General features: G+C 70.3%; 16 protein-coding genes. 15 read left to right on the forward strand and 1 reads right to left on the reverse strand.

Going from position 1 to position 20,881, the window contains the following annotated elements; all coding sequences use genetic code 11:
• Positions 1-111 precede the first annotated feature (111 nt).
• The 3 genes from ACIBCJ_RS07595 to clpX all read left to right on the forward strand — a co-directional run bounded on the left by ACIBCJ_RS07595 (position 112) and on the right by clpX (position 2,950).
• The gene (locus tag ACIBCJ_RS07595) at positions 112-717 is read left to right on the forward strand and encodes an ATP-dependent Clp protease proteolytic subunit (protein ID WP_031040345.1); all 606 of its coding nucleotides are present in this window, start codon (positions 112-114) and stop codon (positions 715-717) included.
• Positions 718-767: 50 nt separating this feature from the next.
• Positions 768-1,472 carry an ATP-dependent Clp protease proteolytic subunit gene (locus tag ACIBCJ_RS07600; protein WP_133885720.1) on the forward strand — a complete coding sequence of 235 codons (705 nt, stop codon included), beginning with the start codon at positions 768-770 and terminating at the stop codon, positions 1,470-1,472.
• A 191-nt stretch (positions 1,473-1,663) separates the two neighbouring features.
• Complete coding sequence (gene clpX / locus ACIBCJ_RS07605; protein WP_133885721.1) at positions 1,664-2,950, forward strand: ATP-dependent Clp protease ATP-binding subunit ClpX; 1,287 nt, start codon at positions 1,664-1,666, stop codon at positions 2,948-2,950.
• A gap of 75 nt (positions 2,951-3,025) precedes the next feature.
• Here clpX and ACIBCJ_RS07610 read toward each other — a convergent pair whose 3' ends face one another.
• The gene (locus ACIBCJ_RS07610) at positions 3,026-4,027 is read right to left on the reverse strand and encodes a hypothetical protein (RefSeq protein ID WP_365979114.1); all 1,002 of its coding nucleotides are present in this window, start codon (positions 4,025-4,027) and stop codon (positions 3,026-3,028) included.
• Between the two features lie 137 nt (positions 4,028-4,164).
• Here ACIBCJ_RS07610 and ACIBCJ_RS07615 point away from each other — a divergent pair, with 137 nt between their 5' ends.
• The 12 genes from ACIBCJ_RS07615 (at position 4,165) to ACIBCJ_RS07670 (ending at position 20,749) form a co-directional block, all read left to right on the forward strand.
• Positions 4,165-6,789: a valine--tRNA ligase gene (locus tag ACIBCJ_RS07615; protein WP_365979115.1), complete on the forward strand. Its 2,625-nt coding sequence runs from the start codon at positions 4,165-4,167 to the stop codon at positions 6,787-6,789.
• 353 nt (positions 6,790-7,142) lie between these two features.
• The gene (locus ACIBCJ_RS07620) at positions 7,143-8,657 is read left to right on the forward strand and encodes a folylpolyglutamate synthase/dihydrofolate synthase family protein (RefSeq protein WP_362095231.1); all 1,515 of its coding nucleotides are present in this window, start codon (positions 7,143-7,145) and stop codon (positions 8,655-8,657) included.
• A 6-nt stretch (positions 8,658-8,663) separates the two neighbouring features.
• The gene (locus ACIBCJ_RS07625; RefSeq protein ID WP_362095234.1) at positions 8,664-9,020 is read left to right on the forward strand and encodes a DUF4233 domain-containing protein; all 357 of its coding nucleotides are present in this window, start codon (positions 8,664-8,666) and stop codon (positions 9,018-9,020) included.
• 281 nt (positions 9,021-9,301) lie between these two features.
• On the forward strand, positions 9,302-9,715 hold the full coding sequence (gene ndk, locus ACIBCJ_RS07630; RefSeq protein ID WP_133885726.1) for a nucleoside-diphosphate kinase: 414 nt from the start codon (positions 9,302-9,304) through the stop codon (positions 9,713-9,715).
• Positions 9,716-10,034: 319 nt separating this feature from the next.
• Positions 10,035-11,054, forward strand: coding sequence for a rod shape-determining protein (locus ACIBCJ_RS07635; RefSeq protein WP_007449816.1), 1,020 nt, complete (start codon positions 10,035-10,037; stop codon positions 11,052-11,054).
• A 226-nt stretch (positions 11,055-11,280) separates the two neighbouring features.
• Positions 11,281-12,342, forward strand: a complete 1,062-nt coding sequence (mreC, locus tag ACIBCJ_RS07640; RefSeq protein WP_362095238.1) for a rod shape-determining protein MreC — start codon at positions 11,281-11,283, stop codon at positions 12,340-12,342.
• 13 nt (positions 12,343-12,355) lie between these two features.
• Positions 12,356-13,027, forward strand: a complete 672-nt coding sequence (gene mreD, locus ACIBCJ_RS07645; protein ID WP_133885727.1) for a rod shape-determining protein MreD — start codon at positions 12,356-12,358, stop codon at positions 13,025-13,027.
• Between the two features lie 104 nt (positions 13,028-13,131).
• The gene (gene mrdA, locus ACIBCJ_RS07650; protein WP_362095242.1) at positions 13,132-15,432 is read left to right on the forward strand and encodes a penicillin-binding protein 2; all 2,301 of its coding nucleotides are present in this window, start codon (positions 13,132-13,134) and stop codon (positions 15,430-15,432) included.
• Entirely contained in the window at positions 15,429-16,625 is a 1,197-nt protein-coding gene (gene rodA / locus ACIBCJ_RS07655) for a rod shape-determining protein RodA (RefSeq protein ID WP_362095244.1), read from the forward strand. The genes mrdA and rodA overlap by 4 nt, the downstream gene beginning before the upstream one ends.
• Positions 16,626-16,715: 90 nt before the next feature.
• A complete protein-coding gene (locus ACIBCJ_RS07660; RefSeq protein ID WP_365979116.1) occupies positions 16,716-18,659 on the forward strand; it encodes a TIGR03960 family B12-binding radical SAM protein in 1,944 nt (647 codons plus the stop codon).
• Positions 18,660-18,715: 56 nt separating this feature from the next.
• Positions 18,716-19,924: a hypothetical protein gene (locus tag ACIBCJ_RS07665; RefSeq protein ID WP_365979117.1), complete on the forward strand. Its 1,209-nt coding sequence runs from the start codon at positions 18,716-18,718 to the stop codon at positions 19,922-19,924.
• 48 nt (positions 19,925-19,972) lie between these two features.
• The gene (locus ACIBCJ_RS07670; protein ID WP_365979118.1) at positions 19,973-20,749 is read left to right on the forward strand and encodes a TIGR03936 family radical SAM-associated protein; all 777 of its coding nucleotides are present in this window, start codon (positions 19,973-19,975) and stop codon (positions 20,747-20,749) included.
• Positions 20,750-20,881: the final 132 nt, after the last annotated feature.

Below are 20,881 nucleotides of genomic sequence, written 5' to 3' on the forward strand. Positions count from 1 at the left end.
TCCATGAATACGAGGGCAGGGGAGTCCCCGAAAGCGGCTCCAGCCCCGCAGGGAAACGTGAGACGGCCCGGCGCCGTCGTAAGACGAGCAGGTGGATACGTGACGAATCTGATGCCCTCAGCCGCCGGCGAGCCCTCCATCGGTGGCGGCCTCGGCGACCAGGTCTACAACCGACTGCTCGGCGAGCGGATCATCTTCCTCGGCCAGCCGGTCGACGACGACATTGCCAACAAGATCACCGCACAGCTGCTGCTCCTTGCCGCCGACCCGGACAAGGACATCTTCCTGTACATCAACAGCCCGGGCGGCTCGATCACGGCCGGCATGGCGATCTACGACACCATGCAGTACATCAAGAACGACGTGGTGACGATCGCGATGGGTCTCGCGGCCTCCATGGGACAGTTCCTGCTGAGCGCGGGCACCCCCGGCAAGCGTTTCGCGCTGCCGAACGCCGAGATCCTGATCCACCAGCCCTCCGCCGGTCTCGCCGGTTCGGCCTCGGACATCAAGATCCACGCCGAGCGGCTGCTGCACACCAAGAAGCGCATGGCGGAGCTGACCTCGCAGCACACCGGCCAGACGATCGAGCAGATCACCCGCGACTCGGACCGCGACCGCTGGTTCGACGCCTTCGAGGCCAAGGAGTACGGCCTCGTCGACGACGTCATCACCACGGCCGCCGGCATGCCGGGCGGCGGTGGCACGGGCGCCTGAGCCATCCCCCGCCCCGAGCCGACCGCCTCAGCCCCTTTACAGGAGAAACTGTGAACGACTTCCCCGGCAGCGGCCTGTACGACCGCACGCAGGACCTGCGCGCCGCCGCCTCCCAGGGCCGCTACACCGGCCCGCAGGCCGAGTCCCGCTACGTCATCCCGCGCTTCGTCGAGCGCACCTCGCAGGGCGTGCGCGAGTACGACCCGTACGCGAAGCTCTTCGAGGAGCGCGTGATCTTCCTCGGCGTCCAGATCGACGACGCCTCCGCCAACGACGTCATGGCGCAGCTGCTGTGCCTGGAGTCGATGGACCCCGACCGTGACATCTCGGTCTACATCAACAGCCCCGGCGGCTCCTTCACCGCGCTCACGGCCATCTACGACACGATGCAGTACGTGAAGCCGGACATCCAGACGGTGTGCATGGGCCAGGCCGCGTCCGCCGCCGCCGTCCTGCTGGCCGCCGGCACCCCGGGCAAGCGCATGGCGCTGCCCAACGCCCGCGTGCTGATCCACCAGCCGTACAGCGAGACCGGCCGCGGCCAGGTCTCCGACCTGGAGATCGCCGCCAACGAGATCCTGCGGATGCGCTCGCAGCTGGAGGAGATGCTGGCCAAGCACTCCACCACGCCGGTCGACAAGATCCGCGAGGACATCGAGCGCGACAAGATCCTCACGGCCGAGGACGCGCTGAGCTACGGCCTGATCGACCAGATCATCACCACCCGGAAGATGGACAACTCCTCTCTCCGCTAGGCGGGAGGCTGTATCGTCTGCCGCTCCTTGGCACGGTTTGACGCGATTCACGTCAAAGGGAACCGTGCCAAGGGGGGCCCGGACGAGGGGCCCGGCAAGGTACCGTCGGACATAAGGCAGCACCAGGAGTCCGCCCGCCGTTGACGTGACGTCGACGACCGGGAGTCTCCCAGGCGAAGGGGAAGCACACCGTGGCACGCATCGGTGACGGCGGCGATCTGCTCAAGTGCTCGTTCTGCGGCAAGAGCCAGAAGCAGGTCAAGAAGCTCATCGCAGGGCCCGGTGTGTACATCTGCGACGAGTGCATCGACCTCTGCAACGAGATCATCGAGGAAGAGCTGGCGGAGACCAGCGAGGTGCGCTGGGAGGAGCTCCCCAAGCCCCGCGAGATCTACGAGTTCCTCGAGAGCTACGTGGTCGGCCAGGAGGCGGCCAAGAAGGCCCTCTCCGTCGCGGTGTACAACCACTACAAGCGGGTCCAGGCCGGTGAGAACGGCGGCGCCCAAGGCCGCGAGGACGCCATCGAGTTGGCGAAGTCCAACATCCTCCTGCTGGGACCCACGGGTTCCGGCAAGACCCTCCTCGCGCAGACCCTCGCCCGCATGCTGAACGTCCCGTTCGCGATCGCCGACGCCACGGCGCTCACCGAGGCGGGGTACGTCGGCGAGGACGTCGAGAACATCCTGCTGAAGCTGATCCAGGCCGCCGACTACGACGTCAAGAAGGCCGAGACCGGGATCATCTACATCGACGAGATCGACAAGGTCGCCCGCAAGAGTGAGAATCCCTCCATCACGCGCGACGTGTCGGGCGAGGGCGTCCAGCAGGCCCTGCTGAAGATCCTGGAAGGCACCACGGCGTCGGTTCCGCCGCAGGGCGGCCGCAAGCACCCGCACCAGGAGTTCATCCAGATCGACACGACGAACGTCCTGTTCATCGTCGGCGGTGCCTTCGCGGGCCTGGAGAAGATCATCGAGGGCCGGGCGGGCGCCAAGGGCATCGGCTTCGGCGCGCAGATCCGCTCCAAGCGGGAGATCGAGTCCAAGGACCAGTTCGAGCAGGTCATGCCGGAGGACCTGGTCAAGTTCGGCATGATCCCCGAGTTCATCGGCCGGCTGCCCGTCATCACCTCGGTCCACAACCTCGACCGCGAGGCACTCCTCCAGATCCTGGTCGAGCCGCGCAACGCGCTCGTCAAGCAGTACGAGCGCCTCTTCGAACTCGACGGCGTCGAGCTGGACTTCGAGCGCGGCGCCCTGGAGGCCATCGCCGACCAGGCCATCCTCCGCCAGACCGGCGCGCGCGGCCTGCGGGCCATCATGGAGGAGGTCCTCCAGGGCGTGATGTACGAGGTCCCGTCCCGCAAGGACGTCGCCCGCGTCGTCATCACCGCCGACGTGGTCCTCTCCAACGTCAACCCGACCCTGATCCCGCGCGACGCGCGCGGCCGGGGCCCGGGCGAGCAGAAGACGGCGTAACGCCCAGGCGGCACATGTGCGGAGGGGCCCGGTCGGTGATCGACCGGGCCCCTCCCGCATACGTGGCCGTCCGCGTCAGGCCTTGACGCGGACCTCGTCGCGCAGCTTCGTCGTGATGTCGACCGCGGTGTCCTTGCCCACGCCGGTACCGGAGTTGTCACCGGGGGAGACCATGGCGATCGTGCTGTAGTCGGCCCAGGCGCAGAACCAGTCGGTCGACTCCTTCTTGGTGAGCGCGTTGGTGGCCTTCGTCGACTGGCACTTGGCGACGGCGCCGTCGATCTCGACCTCCTCGGGGTCGCCGACCAGCTTGGCGTTCTGCATGCCGCCGGTGTCGCTGGTGGAGCTCTCCTCGACTTCCTTCTGGATGTTCGCGAAGAACTTGTCCAGGGTCGCCTGCGGGTCGTCGATCTTGCCGTAACCGCCCACCATGGTGAAGCCCTTGGCGGTCAGCAGCTCCGACTTGTCGGGCAGGGTGGAGGGGTCCTCGGGGTCGTACTTGCTGAAGTCGGCGGTCGACCACTGCCCGATCACGGCGGCACCGTCCTTGACGCCGCTCTTCGCCATGTCCTTGGCGGTGTCGGAGTCGCTGCTCTCCTGGCCCTGGACCTTCTGGTACTCGCCGAGCGCCTTCGCCGGCGTGGTCAGCTTGTGCGCGCCGTCGTCCTCCAGGCCGCCCGCGCCACCGCCGCCGCCGATCACGAAGTAGGCCCCGACGCCGATCGCCGCCACGACGGCGACCGCGCCGATGATCAGGCCGGCCTTCTTCTTGCCGCCGCCCGACGCCGGCGGCTGCGGCGTGCCGTACGGCTGCTGGCCGTAAGGGGGCTGCTGGCCGTAGGGAGCCTGCTGGCCGTACGGGGGCTGCTGGCCGTAGGGGGGAGTCTGCGGCGGGACGCCGCCCTGCTGGGGCTGCTGCGGGTAGCCGTAGCCCGGCTGCGGGGGAGGCGTCTGCTGCGGGTAGCCGTAGCCGGGCTGGGGGGCCTGCGGCGGCTGCTGGCCATACGGCCCCGGCTGGCCGTACGGTCCGGGCTGCTGGGGCTGCCCGCCGTACGGGCCCGGCTGGTTGTGACTCATTCCTGGGTTCCCCTCCAGATGCTTACGTGGTTCTGACATCCTCACCCAGACCTGGCGTGCGCAGGTCACCGGGGGCCGCACCGTTACAGAGGAAACGGGTTTCGGGACAGGGCCGTGACGCCCGTAAACTGACCCCCGTGACCGAGAACTCTCAGCAGCCGCAGCCCGCACCCGACACCGAACTGCCGACCCAGTACACGCCGGCCGAGGTAGAGGGGCAGCTGTACGAGCGCTGGGTGGAACGGGGTTACTTCGAGGCCGACGCGAAGAGCGACAAGCCGCCGTACACCGTCGTCATCCCGCCGCCGAACGTCACGGGCAGCCTGCACCTCGGGCACGCCTTCGAGCACACGCTCATCGATGCCCTGACCCGCCGCAAGCGCATGCAGGGCTACGAGACGCTGTGGCAGCCCGGCATGGACCACGCCGGCATCGCCACGCAGAACGTCGTCGAGCGCGAGCTGGCCAAGGAGGGCAAGTCCCGCCACGACCTCGGCCGGGAGGCGTTCGTCGAGCGCGTCTGGCAGTGGAAGGCCGAATCCGGCGGCCAGATCAGCGGCCAGATGCGCCGCCTCGGCGACGCCGTCGCCTGGTCCCGTGAGCGCTTCACCATGGACGAGGGCCTCTCCCAGGCCGTCCAGACCATCTTCAAGCGGCTCTACGACGACGAGCTGATCTACCGCGCCGAGCGCATCATCAACTGGTGCCCGCGCTGCCTGACCGCGATCTCCGACATCGAGGTCGAGTACCAGGACGACGACGGCGAGCTGGTCTCCATGACGTACGGGGAGGGTGACGAGACCATCGTCGTCGCCACCACCCGCGCGGAGACGATGCTCGGCGACACGGCCGTCGCCGTCCACCCCGAGGACGAGCGCTACAAGCACCTGGTCGGCAAGCTCATCAAGCTGCCGCTGACCGACCGTTCCATCCCGGTCGTCGCCGACGAGCACGTCGACCCCGAGTTCGGCACCGGCGCCGTCAAGGTGACGCCCGCCCACGACCCGAACGACTTCGAGATCGGCCAGCGGCACGCCCTGCCCTCCATCGCCGTGATGGACGAGCACGCCGTCATCACCGCCCACGGTCCCTTCCAGGGGCTGGACCGGCTGGAGGCCCGCTCCGCCATCGTCGCCGCGCTGCGCGCCGAGGGCCGGATCGTCGCCGAGAAGCGGCCCTACGTCCACAGCGTCGGCCACTGCTCGCGCTGCAAGACCACCATCGAGCCGCGCCTGTCCATGCAGTGGTGGGTCAAGGTCGGCCCGCTGGCCAAGGCCGCCGGTGACGCCGTCCGCGACGGCAAGGTCAAGATCCACCCGCAGGAGATGGAGAAGCGGTACTTCGACTGGGTCGACAACCTCCACGACTGGTGCATCTCGCGCCAGCTGTGGTGGGGCCACCGCATCCCCGTCTGGTACGGCCCCGAGGGCGAGGTCGTCTGCGTCGGCCCCGGCGAGGAGCCGCCGAGCGGCGAGGGCTGGCACCAGGACTCCGACGTCCTGGACACCTGGTTCTCCTCCGGCCTGTGGCCGTTCTCCACGCTCGGCTGGCCCGAGCAGACCGAGTCGCTCGCGAAGTTCTACCCGAACTCCGTCCTGGTCACCGGCTACGACATCCTCTTCTTCTGGGTCGCCCGGATGATGATGTTCGGCCTCTACGCGATGGACGGCACCCCGCCGTTCCACACCATCGCCCTGCACGGCATGGTCCGTGACCAGAACGGCAAGAAGATGTCCAAGTCCTTCGGGAACGTGGTGAACCCGCTGGACTGGATGGACAAGTACGGCTCCGACGCCCTGCGCTTCACCCTCGCCCGCGGCGCCAACCCGGGCGTCGACGTCCCGATCGGCGAGGACTGGGTCCAGGGTTCGCGGAACTTCGCCAACAAGATCTGGAACGCCACCCGCTTCGCGCTGATGAACGGCGCGACGGTCGAGGGCCCGTTGCCGGACGCCTCGCGGATGTCGTCCACGGACCGGTGGATCCTCTCCCGGCTCAACTCGGTGGTCGCCGAAGTCGACGCGTACTACGAGGACTACCAGTTCGCGAAGCTCTCCGACGCCCTGTTCCACTTCGCCTGGGACGAGGTCTTCGACTGGTACGTCGAGCTGTCCAAGACCACCTTCCAGGCGGGCGGCGAGGCGGCCGAGGTCTCCCAGCGCGTCCTGGGCGAGGTCCTGGACGTGACGCTGCGTCTGCTCCACCCGGTGGTCCCCTTCGTCACCGAGACGCTCTGGACCACCCTCACCGGCGGTGAGTCGGTCGTCATCGCCGACTGGCCGTCCGACTCGGGCTTCCGGGACGCGGAGGCCGAGCGGGAGATCGAGACCGTCCAGTCGGTGATCACCGAGGTCCGCCGCTTCCGCGCCGACCAGGGCCTCCAGCCCGGCCAGCGGGTTCCGGCCCGGCTGACCCTCGGGGGCAGCGCGCTCGCGGCCCACGAGGCGGCCGTCCGGCAACTGCTGCGGCTCCAGCCGGAGGGCGAGTCCTTCACGGCGACGGCGACGCTGCCGGTCGCGGGCGTCGAGGTGGCCCTCGACCTCTCCGGCGTCATCGACTTCGCCGCCGAGCGCAAGCGGCTGGCGAAGGACCTCGCGGCGGCGGAGAAGGAGAAGGCCCAGGCGAACGCCAAGCTCGGCAACGAGGCGTTCCTCGCGAAGGCGCCGGACCACGTCGTGGACAAGATCCGGGGCCGCCTGACCAAGGCCGACGAGGACATCGCCCGCATCAGCGCGCAGCTGGAGAAGCTGCCGCAGGCGTAGGCGCCGTCACGTCGACGAAGCTCCCGGTGCCCTGTCGGCACCGGGAGCCTTCTCATGCCCAGGGGCGCGGGGCTGTACTGATGTGCGGCCGCGCCGCGCGGGCGCGACCGGCCACGACGGCACCGCCCTCACCCGCGAGACCCTGGCCGCCCCCCTCCGTCGGCGCCCCGCAGGGAACCGCGCAGCCCGGCGCTGACGGGGTGCCGCCGCACCCACCCTCCCCACTCCCGGGCGCGCACGAGCGGGGGGGACCCCCATCGCCCCAGCGGCACGACTGCCCCCGGCGGCGGGTGCGGCTGTGCGTGGCGGCGGGCACGGCCGGCCGTGGAGAGCGGGTACGTAGACTGGTCCCCGTGAGCGACATCCCCGGCGAGAATGACCAGCCCGACCCCCTCGACTCCTTCGACGAGATCATCGACGCGGAGACCACCCGCGACCCCGACCTCGCCGTCATCGAGGCCGGCAGCCGCACCCTGCGCACGCAGGGCGGCCCCCCGCAGGCCGACGTCCCCGGGCGCCCCGAGGACCCCGAGGTGGACGCGGCCCTGCGCGCCGTGGAGACGGAGCTGGCGACCCGCTGGGGCGAGACCAAGCTGGAGCCGTCCGTCACCAGGATCGCCGCGCTGATGGACGTGCTGGGCGAGCCGCAGCGCTCGTACCCCTCGATCCACATCACGGGGACCAACGGCAAGACCTCCACCGCCCGCATGATCGAGGCCCTGCTCGGCGCCTTCGAACTGCGCACCGGCCGGTACACCTCGCCGCACGTGCAGTCGATCACCGAGCGGATCAGCCTGGACGGGGCGCCGGTCTCCGCCGAGCGGTTCATCGAGACGTACCAGGACATCAAGCCGTACGTCGAGATGGTCGACGCGCAGCAGGAGTACCGGCTGTCGTTCTTCGAGGTGCTCACCGCCATGGCGTACGCGGCCTTCGCCGACGCGCCCGTGGACGTGGCCGTCGTCGAGGTCGGGATGGGCGGCTCCTGGGACGCCACCAACGTCATCGACGGGGACGTCGCCGTCGTCACCCCCATCGACCTGGACCACACCGACCGGCTCGGGGAGACGCCCGGCGAGATCGCCGTCGAGAAGTCCGGCATCGTCAAGCAGGACGCCACCGTGATCCTGGCCCAGCAGCCGGTGGACGCGGCGCAGGTGATGCTGAAGAAGGCCGTGGACGTCAACGCCACGGTGGCCCGGGAAGGGCTGGAGTTCGGCGTCGTCGCCCGCGAGGTCGCCGTCGGCGGGCAGCTGGTGACGCTGCGCGGACTCGGCGGCGAGTACACCGAGGTGTACCTGCCGCTGCACGGCGCCCACCAGGCGCACAACGCGGTGGTCGCGCTGGCCGCCGTCGAGGCGTTCTTCGGCGTCGGCGCGCAGCGTCCCGAACCGCTGGACGTCGACACGGTCCGCAAGGCCTTCGCCTCCGTGGCCTCGCCGGGGCGGATGGAGGTGGTGCGGCGTTCGCCGACCGTGGTTCTCGACGCCGCGCACAACCCGGCGGGCGCCCGGGTGACCGCCGAGGCGGTCGGGGAGGCTTTCCAGTTCAGCCGGCTCATCGGTGTGGTCGGAGCCAGCGGCGACAAGAACGTGCGGGGGCTGCTGGAAGCCTTCGAGCCGGTCTTCGCCGAGGTCGTCGTCACCCAGAACTCCAGCCACCGCGCGATGGACGCCGACGAACTGGCCGCGATCGCCGTCGAGGTCTTCGGCGAGGACCGCGTCCAGGTCGAGCCGCGGCTGCCGGACGCCCTGGAGGCCGCGATCACGCTGGCCGAGGAGGAGGGCGAGTTCGCGGGCGGCGGTGTGCTCGTCACCGGTTCCGTCATCACCGTCGGCGAGGCCCGACTGCTCCTCGGGAGGGGCTGAGAAACCGTGCGTACGCTCTGTGCTTCGACCTTGATCGGCGAGTTCTTCGTGATCGGCTTCGCCGGACTGGTCGCCATGAAGGACCCGGACCTGTCGGTGGCGACCGTGTGGACGGTCAGCGGCATCGCGATGTTCCTCAGCGTGCTGCTGTGCGGGGTCATCACCCGGCCGGGCGGCGTCGCCCTCGGCTGGGCGCTGCAGGTCGCGCTGATCGCCTCCGGCCTCGTCGTGCCGACCATGTACTTCCTGGGCGCCATCTTCGCCGCCCTGTGGTGGGCCTCCGTGCACTACGGGCGGAAGATCGACGAGGCGAAGGCGAGGTTCGCCGCCCAGGCCGAGGCCTCCGCGCCCGACCCCGCCTGACACGGCGGGGCTCCGGCGGGCACGGCGGGCTCTGTCCGACACGGCGGCCCCGGCGGACACCGCGGGCTCTGCCCGACACGGCGGGCCTCATCCGGCGTGGCGGCCCCTCGACGCGCCCGGCGCCGCCGGACCCCGCCCTGCCGTGGCCGACGGGACGGCCGGTCCCGGCACGGTGGAGGAGGTCCGGCCCCGCTCGGCCTGACGCTGCGTGACCGGCGTCGCGACACGCCCGGTAACCTCAGTCATCACCCGCACAACCGCACCTCTTCAAGGGAGCCCTCGTGACCCAGCGCAGCCTCGTCCTCCTCAAGCCCGACGCCGTCCGTCGTGGCCTGACCGGCGAGATCATCAGCCGTATCGAGCGCAAGGCCGGCTGGCAGATCACCGCGCTGGAACTGCGCACCCTGGACACCGAGACGCTGGAGCAGCACTACGGCGAGCACAAGGGCAAGCCGTTCTACGAGCCGCTGGTCGAGTTCATGGCGTCCGGGCCGGTCGTGGCGATGGTCGTCGAGGGCGAGCGGGTCATCGAGGGCGTGCGCGCGCTGGCCGGTCCGACCGACCCGATCGCCGCCGCCCCCGGCTCCATCCGGGGCGACTACGGCGTGATCGTCCGCGAGAACCTGATCCACGCCTCCGACTCCGAGGAGTCCGCCGAGCGCGAGCTGAAGATCTTCTTCCCGGGCCGGGCCTGATCCTCCTCCGGGACACGCCGGAGAGGCCTTTTTTCTGACGCGCTGTCAGTCGAATGGACCGGACGGAGCCGGGGCGGTCGCGTAAAAGCGACCGCCCTGTGGCATATGCGCGCCTGATCGGGGGAACGGATGCCACCGTTGGCCCGTCTCCACGAGCGAGGCGGCGCGCCATCTGCTGACAATGGCGAAGACCCTCGCGCAGTGTTCGCGAAAGCGCGTCTACCATGGAAGCCTCCACGCGTCACTGCACCCACTTCGCCTACCTGAAAAGCCCTCAAAAGCTCCTGGGAAGGCCAGTCGAATCCTGATGGGGAACTCAATGTCGTTCATCGGCCGTGACATGGCTGTCGACCTCGGGACCGCCAACACGCTGGTGTACGTCAGGGGTCGCGGGATCGTACTCAACGAGCCGTCCGTCGTCGCGATCAACACCAACACCGGTGGCATCCTCGCGGTCGGCGCCGAAGCGAAGAAGATGATCGGGCGCACGCCCGGCAACATCGTTGCCGTGCGTCCGCTGAAGGACGGCGTCATCGCCGACTTCGAGATCACCGAGCGGATGCTCCGCTACTTCATCCTGAAGATCCACAAGCGGCGGTATCTGGCTCGTCCGCGGGTCGTCGTCTGTGTGCCCTCGGGCATCACCGGCGTCGAGCGCCGCGCCGTCATCGAGGCGTCGTCCCAGGCCGGCGCCCGACAGGTGCACATCATCGAGGAGCCCATGGCCGCGGCCATCGGCTCCGGCCTGCCGGTCCACGAGGCCACGGGCAACATGGTGGTGGACATCGGCGGCGGCACCACGGAGGTCGCGGTCATCTCGCTCGGCGGCATCGTCACGGCCCAGTCCATCCGCGTCGCGGGTGACGAGCTGGACAACGCGATCATCCAGCATGTGAAGAAGGAGTACAGCCTTCTGCTGGGTGAGCGCACGGCCGAACAGATCAAGATCACGATCGGCTCGGCGTACGACCTCGACTCCGACGAGCACACCGAAATCCGCGGCCGGGACCTCGTCTCCGGGCTGCCCAAGACCGTCGTCATCTCCGCCGCCGAAGTGCGCAAGGCGATCGAGGAGCCGGTCAACGCGATCGTCGACGCCGTCAAGACCACCCTCGACAAGTGTCCGCCGGAGCTGTCCGGCGACATCATGGACCGGGGCATCGTCCTGACCGGCGGCGGCGCGCTGCTGCGCGGGCTCGACGAACGGCTGCGCCGGGAGACCGGAATGCCGATCCACATCGCCGAGGACCCGCTCGACAGCGTGGCGCTCGGCAGCGGCAAGTGCGTCGAGGAGTTCGAGGCACTCCAGCAGGTGCTGGACGCCTCGCCCCGCAGATGACGTAACACTTCGGCTCCGCCGTACGAGACGATCTCCTCTCGTGCGGCGGATCGTTGATATAGAGGGTTGTGGTGCCGGCGTCCGCGAAGGGCACGAAGGGCCCGACGCGCGCGAAGGGCCCGACGCGCCGCACACGCCCGGCGCACCGCATCACCTGAATTCCTGAACACCGCCACGTACATTCCGAGATTCCCGAATTCCGACGAGGAAGGCACGGCCGCCGCACGTGAGGGACACGAAAGAGAGCCGGCTGCTCCTGGTGCTGCTGATCGCCATCGCGTTCGCGCTGATCACGGTGGACATCCGCGGCGGGGAGGACTCACCGGTCGACGGTGCCCGGCAGGCCGCGGCCAACGTCTTCGGTCCGATCGAGAACGGGGTCTCCTCCGCGGTCGACCCGGTCGGCAACGCGGTCTCCGCGATCCGCGACTCCGGCGACCGGCACGACCGGCTCGCCGAACTGGAGACGCAGAACGCGGCCCTGAAGGCGAAGCTCGGCAGCGACGAGCGCGGCCGCAGCCGGCTCAAGCAGTTCGACAAGATGCTCGGACTCGCCGGCGCGGGCCAGTACGGCATCAAGGGCGCCCAGGTCATCGCCATAGGAGCGGCCCAGGGCTTCTCCTGGACCATCACCATCGACGCCGGCGCGAGCGACGGCATCGAGCGCGACATGACCGTCATCAACGGCGACGGACTCGTCGGCCGCGTGACCACCGTCGGCCCGAACACCGCCACCGTGCTCCTCGCCAACGACCCGGACTTCACCGTCGGCACCCGGCTGGAGTCCGGTGACGAGCTCGGCTTCGCCTCCGGGCAGGGCAGCCGCCCGCTGCGCGTCGAACTGCTCAACGGCAAGGCCGACGTCAAGAAGGGCGACCGCCTCGTCACCTTCGGCTCGCAGGCCGACAAGCCCTTCGTGCCGGGCGTGCCCGTCGGCACCATCACCCGCGTCGACCCCAACGGCGGCGACCTGACCCGGATCCTCGACGTCACGCCGTTCGTCGGCTTCACCAAGCTCGACATCGTCGGCGTCGTCGTCCAGGCCCCGGCCAAGGACCCGCGCGACACGGTCCTCCCGGAGAAGAAGCAGCCCAAGCCCACGCCGACGGTGACGGTCACCGTCACGCCGGGCGCCGACCCCGAGGGGCAGGCACAGGACGGCGAGGCCGGCCGGAACGACGAGGCCGGGCAGAACGACGCCACGGGTCAGAACGACGCCACCGGCCAGACGGGCCAGACGGACCGGACCGGCCAGGCAGACCAGCAGAACGAGCAGACCGAGCCGTAGGAGCCTTCACCCCATGCGCGTCAACCGGATCCTGCTGTCCGTCGCCCTGGTCGTCGTCGCCCTGGTGATCCAGGTGAGCGTCCTCGCCCGCCTCCACCTGCCCGGCGCCGTCCCCGACCTGCTGCTGCTCACCGTCCTCGGCCTCGCCCTGGTCTACGGCCACGTCGGCGGCGCCCTCGTCGGCTTCGGCGCCGGACTCCTCGCGGACCTCGCCCCGCCCGCCGACCACGCCGCCGGCCGCTACGCCCTGGTGCTCTGCGTCATCGGCTACCTTGCGGGCCTCGCCAAGCCGGACAACGGACGGCTCCGCTCGGCCACCGGCCCCATGGTCGTCGTGGTCGCCGCCGCCGTCGGCACCACCCTGCTCTACGCAGGCGTCGGCGCCCTCGTCGGCGACACCGCCGCCCGCCACGTCGGCCTGCCCAGCCTGCTGTTCACCGCCGCCCTCTACGACCTGCTGCTCGCGCCCTTCGTCGTCCCCGGCATCATGGCGCTCGCCCGCCGCGCCGACAACGACCCGCTGGCCGACACCAACGCAGCCGCCCAGAGCCCGGACATCTCCTCCGGCTGGCTCTCCGGAGGCACCGGCCTGCGCATCGGCAGACAGCGCAACGCCCTGCGGGTGAAGACGGCACGGGCCCGCGTGGCCAAGGCCGGCCGCATCAAGGGGGTCAAGCGGCTGTGACGGCACACCGGCACCCCCGTACACACGTCGCCAGGGGGAGGCAGCAGCAGTGACCCCTGCCCACCCGTCGCCCACCACCACCCTCGACCGGACGGGCCGCGCCCATGACTAACATCCCGGAGACCGGCCGCAGCACCCGCGTCCAGACCCGGCTCGTCGTCGTCCAGATCCTCGTCCTCTCCCTCCTCGCCACCCTCGGCGGACGCCTCTGGTACCTCCAGATCCGCCAGGGCGACGAGTACGCCGAGGAGGCCTCGGGCAACCACGTCCAGCAGGTCGTCCAGCCCGCCACCCGCGGCTCGATCCTGGACGCCCGCGGCGTCGCCCTCGCCGACAACGAGACCCGGCTCGTCGTCTCCGCCTCCCGCACCGACCTGCTGAAGATGAAGGACGACGGCAAGAGCGTCCTCACCAAGCTCGCCGGCGTCCTCGGCATGCCGCCCCAGGAGGTCATCGACAAGGTCCGGCTCTGCGACGCCAAGACCCCCCAGCCCTGCTGGAACGGCTCGCCCTACCAGCCGATCCCCGTCACCGACGAGGCGACCGTCAAGCAGGCCCTGCAGATCCGCGAGCGCGCCGAGGACTTCCCCGGCATCACCGCCGAACCCATGGCCGTACGCCGCTACGCCGCCCCCGGCAAGTCCAACACCGCCCAGGTCCTCGGCTACCTGTCACCGGTCACCGACGAGGAACTGCAGAAGGCCCAGGACACCGACTCGCCCTACCTGCGCTCCGACCAGGTCGGCCGCTCCGGCCTGGAGCGCCAGTACGACAAGGCGCTGCGCGGCAAGGCCGGCGTCACCCGCTACGAGGTCGACAACCTCGGCCGCGTCATCGGCGAGGCCGAGTCCGACGCGGGCACTCCCGGCTCCAACCTCGTCACCAGCATCGACGCCCGCGTCCAGCGGGTCGCCGAGTACGAGCTGAACGAGGCGATGAAGGCCGCCCGCAAGGAGATGGACCGCAACACCAACCGGACCTACGAGGCCGACTCCGGCGCGGTCGTGGTGATGGAGGCCAAGACCGGCCGGGTCGTCGCCATGGCCTCCAACCCCGACTACGACCCCAACGCCTGGGTCGGCGGCATCTCCGCCAAGGACTACAAGAAGCTCACCGGCAAGGACTCCAACTACCCGCTGCTCAACCGCGCCATCCAGGGCCAGGCCGCCCCCGGCTCCATCTTCAAGGTCGTCTCCTCGGCCGCCGCCGTCGAGGCCGGCTACGACTTCGACGGCAACTACGACTGCTCCAGCGCCTACGACGTCGGCGGCCAGGTCTTCAAGAACTTCGAGTCGGCCAACGAAGGCATGATCACCATCGGCCGTGCCCTGGAACTCTCCTGCGACACCGTCTTCTACCGCCTGTCCCACCAGGAGTGGAAGAAGGACGGCGGGATGAACCCCAAGCACCCCAACGACTACTTCTACAAGGCCGCCCACCAGTTCGGCCTGGGCGCCGAGACCGGCGTCGACCTCCCCAACGAGGTCACCGGCCGCGTCCCCGACCGCCAGTGGAAGCAGGACTACTGGAAGGCCAACAAGGACGCCTGGTGCAAGACCGGCAAGAAGGACGGCTCCTACGTCGAGAAGATCGCGTACGAGAACTGCCTCGAAGGCAACAAGATGCGCGCCGGTGACTCCATCAACTACTCCATCGGCCAGGGCGACACCCTCGTCACCCCCATCCAGATGGCCACCATCTACGCGGCCATCTCCAACGGCGGCACCCTCTACGACCCGAGCGTCGGCAAGGCCGTCGTCAGCCCCGACGGCAAGCAGGTCGAGGAGATCAAGCCCACGGCGCACGGCAAGCTGCCCATAAGCAAGGCCACGCTCACCAAGATGGACGAGGCCCTCGCCGGCGTCGCCAGCCGGGGCACCGCCGCCTGGCGCTTCGCCCAGGTCGGCTGGCCCCAGGACAAGATCCCGATGCACGCCAAGACCGGTACCGCCGAGGTCTACGGCAAGCAGACCACGTCCTGGTTCGCGACGTACACCAAGGACTACTCGATCGTCATGACGATCTCCCAGGGCGGCACCGGCTCCGGCGCCTCGGGACCTGCCGTCCGCAACATCTACGACGCGCTGTACGGCGTCTCCGACGACGGCGACATCGACCCGAAGCGGGCCCTGCTGCCCAAGCCGCAGGCCGGCCTGCCGAAGATCAAGACGGACGGCACCATCCTCTCCCCGAAGATGCCCAAGGACGTCGTCAAGGAACTCCAGCCCGCCGAGAAGGCCTCCCCGGACGAGGAGTACGCCCCCGTCGAGGAAGGGAACCAGCCGGCGACCACCCCCAACCAGAACGGGGACAACCGCGACACCCGCCGCCACCGGCGGCGCGGCGGCACGGGACGCGGCACCCGGCGCGGCGGCAACGGCAGAAGCCGGAGGGCACGCGCATGACCGGCAACAGCTTCCAGGTCTCCGGATACGGCCCCGAGAAGGCCGGCTGGACCCGCCTCTTCGCCCGGGACTCCATCGCCCGGCGGCTCGACTGGCCCATACTGCTGGCCGCCGTCGCGCTCTCCCTGCTGGGCTCGCTGCTCGTCTACTCCGCGACCCGCAACCGCACCGAACTCAACCAGGGCGACCCGTACTACTTCCTCACCCGGCACCTGCTGAACACCGGGATCGGGCTCGCCCTGATGGTCGGCGTCGTCTGGCTCGGCCACCGCGCCCTGCGCACCGCCGTCCCCGTCCTCTACGGCGCCTCGGTCTTCCTGATCCTGCTGGTGCTCACCCCGCTCGGCTCGACCATCAACGGCGCCCACTCCTGGATCAAGCTCCCCGGCGGCTTCTCCCTGCAGCCCTCGGAGTTCGTGAAGATCACGATCATCCTGGGCATGGCCATGCTGCTGGCCGCGCGCGTCGACGCCGGCGACCGGCCGCACCCCGACCACCGCACCGTCCTCCAGGCCCTCGGCCTGGCCACCGTGCCGATGCTCATCGTGATGCTCATGCCCGACCTCGGGTCGGTCATGGTCATGGTCATCATCGTGCTCGGCATCCTGCTCGCCTCCGGCGCCAGCAACCGCTGGATCTTCGGGCTGCTCGGCGCCGGCACCGCCGGGGCACTCGCCGTGTGGCAGCTCGGCGTCCTGGACGACTACCAGATCGCCCGCTTCGCCGCCTTCGCCAACCCCGCCCTCGACCCCGCGGGCGTCGGCTACAACACCAACCAGGCCCGCATCGCCATCGGCTCCGGCGGACTCACCGGCTCCGGTCTCTTCCACGGCTCCCAGACCACCGGCCGCTTCGTCCCCGAACAGCAGACCGACTTCGTCTTCACCGTCGCCGGTGAGGAACTGGGCTTCCTCGGCGCGGGCCTCATCATCGCCCTGCTCGGCGTGATCCTCTGGCGCGCCTGCCGCATCGCCCGCAGCACCCCCGACCTGTACGGCACGGTCGTCGCCGCCGGAATCGTCGCCTGGTTCGCCTTCCAGGCCTTCGAGAACATCGGCATGACCCTCGGCATCATGCCGGTCACCGGCCTGCCCCTGCCCTTCGTCTCCTACGGCGGATCCTCCATGTTCGCCGTGTGGATGGCGGTCGGCCTGCTCCAGTCGATCACCGTGCAGAGACCGATGTCCGCGTAGCCCGCCCCCGCGGGACGAGCGGTGAGGGGGACCGGTCCGGCCGGGTTAGGCTGGATGGTCCCCCCTGTCAGCACACAAAGGTCCCGTGAGATGCCTGCCGAAGCCACCCAGGCCGCCGAGTCCGTGTTTCCGCAGCTCGAAGCCCTGCTCCCGCATGTGCAGAAGCCGATCCAGTACGTCGGCGGAGAGCTCAACTCCACGGTCAAGGACTGGGAGTCCTGCGACGTCCGCTGGGCCCTGATGTACCCCGACGCCTACGAGGTCGGCCTGCCCAACCAGGGCGTCATGATCCTCTACGAGGTACTCAACGAGCAGCAGGGCGTCCTCGCCGAGCGCACGTACAGCGTGTGGCCGGACCTGGAGGAGCTGATGCGGGAGCACTCCGTCCCGCAGTTCACCGTCGACAGCCACCGCCCGGTCGGCGCCTTCGACGTGTTCGGCCTCTCCTTCTCCACGGAGCTGGGCTACACCAACGTGCTCACCGCCCTCGACCTGGCGGGCATCCCGCTGGAGGCGAAGGACCGCGGCATCGACGATCCGGTCGTGCTGGCCGGCGGCCACGCCGCCTTCAACCCCGAGCCGATCGCCGACTTCATCGACTGCGCGGTCATCGGCGACGGCGAGCAGGCCGTCCTGGAGGTCACCGCGATCATCCGCGCCTGGAAGGCCGAGGGCCGCCCGGGAGGCCGCGAGGAACTCCTGCTGCGCCTGTCCAGGACCGGCGGCGTCTACGTCCCCGCCTTCTACGACGTCGAGTACCTCCCCGACGGCCGCATCGCCCGCGTCGTCCCCAACCGCTCCGGCGTCCCGTGGCGGGTCAGCAAGCACACCGTCATGGACCTCGACGAGTGGCCCTACCCCAAGCAGCCCCTCGTCCCGCTCGCCGAGACCGTCCACGAGCGGATGTCCGTGGAGATCTTCCGCGGCTGCACCCGCGGCTGCCGCTTCTGCCAGGCCGGCATGATCACCCGCCCGGTGCGCGAGCGGTCCATCACCGGCATCGGCGAGATGGTCGACAAGGGCCTGAAGGCCACCGGCTTCGAGGAGGTCGGCCTGCTCTCCCTCTCCTCCGCCGACCACACCGAGATCGCCGACGTCGCCAAGGGCCTCGCCGACCGGTACGAGGAGGACAAGATCGGCCTGTCCCTCCCCTCCACCCGCGTCGACGCCTTCAACATCGACCTCGCCAACGAGCTGACCCGCAACGGCCGCCGCTCCGGCCTCACCTTCGCCCCCGAGGGCGGCTCCGAGCGCATCCGCAAGGTCATCAACAAGATGGTCTCCGAGGACGACCTCATCCGGACCGTCGCGACGGCCTACGGCAACGGCTGGCGCCAGGTGAAGCTGTACTTCATGTGCGGCCTGCCCACCGAGACCGACGACGACGTCCTCCAGATCGCCGACATGGCCACCCGGGTCATCGCCAAGGGCCGCGAGGTCTCCGGCTCGGGCGACATCCGCTGCACGGTCTCCATCGGCGGCTTCGTCCCCAAGCCCCACACCCCCTTCCAGTGGGCCCCGCAGCTCTCCGCCGAGGAGACCGACGCCCGCCTGCAGAAGCTGCGCGACAAGATCCGCGGCGACAAGAAGTACGGCCGCTCCATCGGCTTCCGCTACCACGACGGCAAGCCCGGCATCGTCGAGGGACTCCTCTCCCGCGGCGACCGACGCCTCGGCGCCGTCATCCGCGCCGTCTACGAGGACGGCGGCCGCTTCGACGGCTGGCGCGAGCACTTCTCCTACGACCGCTGGATGGCCTGCGCCGACAAGGCCCTGGAGCCGACCGGCGTCGACGTCGACTGGTACACCACCCGCGAGCGCGGCTACGAGGAGGTCCTCCCCTGGGACCACCTGGACTCCGGCCTCGACAAGGAGTGGCTCTGGGAGGACTGGCAGGACGCCCTCGACGAGACCGAGGTCGACGACTGCCGCTGGACCCCGTGCTTCGACTGCGGCGTCTGCCCGGCGATGGACACCGAGATCCAGGTCGGCCCGACCGGCAAGAAGCTGCTGCCGCTGACGGTGGTCAAGTAGCGGTTCACGTGTGACGCCGCGGGATCCGAATCGGGTTCCGCGGCGTCTTCGTGTACATGGTGGAACTGGAGAAGGGGCCCGGCGCGGACGCGCGGAGGGAGCCCGGGGGGCGGTCGGACGCCGAGGGGTGTCTGGCCGTGGCGGTCCGGATTCCGGTGCGGATCGTGGTGCTGGTGCTGGTCGTGCCGGTGCGCCTCGTGTGGGACGCGCTGGTCGTCGCCGGGCGGTTCCTGCGGGACGCGGTGCTGCGCCCCGCGGGGCGGGCGCTGGCGTGGCTGGCGCGGGCCGTGTTCGTGTGGCCGCTGGTCGGGCTGTGGCGGTACGTCGTCGTGCCGCTCGCCAAGGGCGCGGCCTGGCTGGGGAACGTGCTCCTCGTCGTGCCGGCGGTGTGGCTGTACCGGTGGGTGCTGACGCCGGTGGGGCGGGCGCTGGCGTGGTTCTTCACTTGGGTGGGCGCGGTGCTCGCGGCGACCGGGCGGGGGTTGTGTGCCGGGGTGGTGTGGCTCGGGCGGTATCTGGTCGTGGTGCCGGTGGTGTGGCTGTACCGGTGGGTGCTGACGCCGGTGGGGCGGGCGCTGGCGTGGTTCTTCACTTGGGCGGGCGCGGTGCTCGCGGCGACCGGGCGGGGGCTGTGCGCCGGGGTGGTGTGGCTCGGGCGGTACCTGGTGGTGGTGCCGGCGGTGTGGCTGTACCGGTGGGTGCTGACGCCGGTCGGGCACGCGCTCGCGTGGTGCGGCAGGCGGCTGGTCCGGGGCGTGGGGCTGGTCGTCACCGGGGTCGGGTTCGTCCTGTACTGGACCGTGCGGGTGCTGGTGGTGCTGCCGGTCCTCGCCGTGTGGCGGTGGGTTCTCGTCCCGCTGGGCCGTGCTCTGGCCGTCGTCGGGCGGGAGGTCGCGGACGCCCTCGGGCACGCCTGGCGGATCGCCGGGTACGTCTCGCGGGCCGTCGGGCGGTTCCTCGGCACCCTCCTGCGGTGGACGGTGGTGGAACCGGTGCGGTGGGTGTACCGCAGCGTGCTGACCCCGGTGGGACACGCCGTGCGGGACGGCGTGCTCCGGCCGCTCGCCGAGGCGGGGCGCAGCGCGGGGCGGGCGGCCCGGCAGGCGCTGGCCTCGGCCCGGCTGTCCGTGCGGCAGGCCCGCGCCGACGTGCGCCGGATGCTCTTCGGGGAGCCGGTGCGGCGGCAGCCGGTGGACCGGCGGGAACCATCCGGCGCCGAGACACGTACTCTTGGTAGCAGTACGACCGCTCTCACGAAGGACTGAACGACACTGGGCAAGCGACAGCCCGTAGGCCCGCCGCCCGTTCCCGCGGTGCAGCGCATCCGACTGCGTTACACCAAGCGCGGCCGCCTCCGGTTCACCAGCCACCGTGACTTCCAGCGCGCCTTCGAGCGTGCGCTGCGCCGCGCCGAGGTGCCGATGGCGTACTCGGCGGGGTTCACCCCGCACCCGAAGGTGTCGTACGCCAATGCCGCACCCACCGGCACGGGCAGTGAGGCGGAGTACCTGGAGATCGCCCTCACCGAGGCGCGCGACCCGGAGCGGCTGCGGTCGCTCCTCGACGAGTCGCTGCCCGCCGGGCTCGACGTCGTCGAGGCGGTCGAGGCCCGCACCTCCGGACTCGCCGACCGGCTGACGGCCTCCGTGTGGGAGCTGCGGCTGGACGGTGTGGAGCCCGCCGAGGCGCAGCGGGCCGCCGCGGCCTTCAACGAGGCCCCGGCGGTGGAGGTCCAGCGCCGTACGAAGAACGGTGTCCGTACCTTCGACACCCGTTCCGCCGTCGCCCACCTGGAGAGCGTCACCACGCATGGTTCACCGGCTGATAGGCCGAGCGACCGGCCTTGTGCGATACTGCGGCTGGTTGTTCGGCACGTGACGCCTGCCGTACGACCCGACGACGTCCTGTCCGGTCTTCGCGCCGTGGCCGACCTGGCGCCGCCGGTCCCCGCAGCGGTGACCAGGCTGGCGCAGGGGCTGTTCGATGAAGAGACCGGTGCGGTGACCGACCCGCTCGCGCCCGACCGCGAGGCAGAAGCGCCCGAGCCGCAACCGGCCGCCGCTTCCGCCGCCGCGAAGGCGCCGGCGTAAGGAAGGTTCCGCCAGGGACGACGTCGTAGCGCCGCCCACGAACTCGGGAGCCACCTGGGTCGGGCAGCGCACCGACCACAAGACTTTCGCCAGGCCGTGCACGACAAGGGGTACGGAACCGGCGAGACAAGA

The sequence above is a fragment of the Streptomyces sp. NPDC051136 genome (assembly GCF_044455745.1).
Classification (GTDB): domain Bacteria; phylum Actinomycetota; class Actinomycetes; order Streptomycetales; family Streptomycetaceae; genus Streptomyces.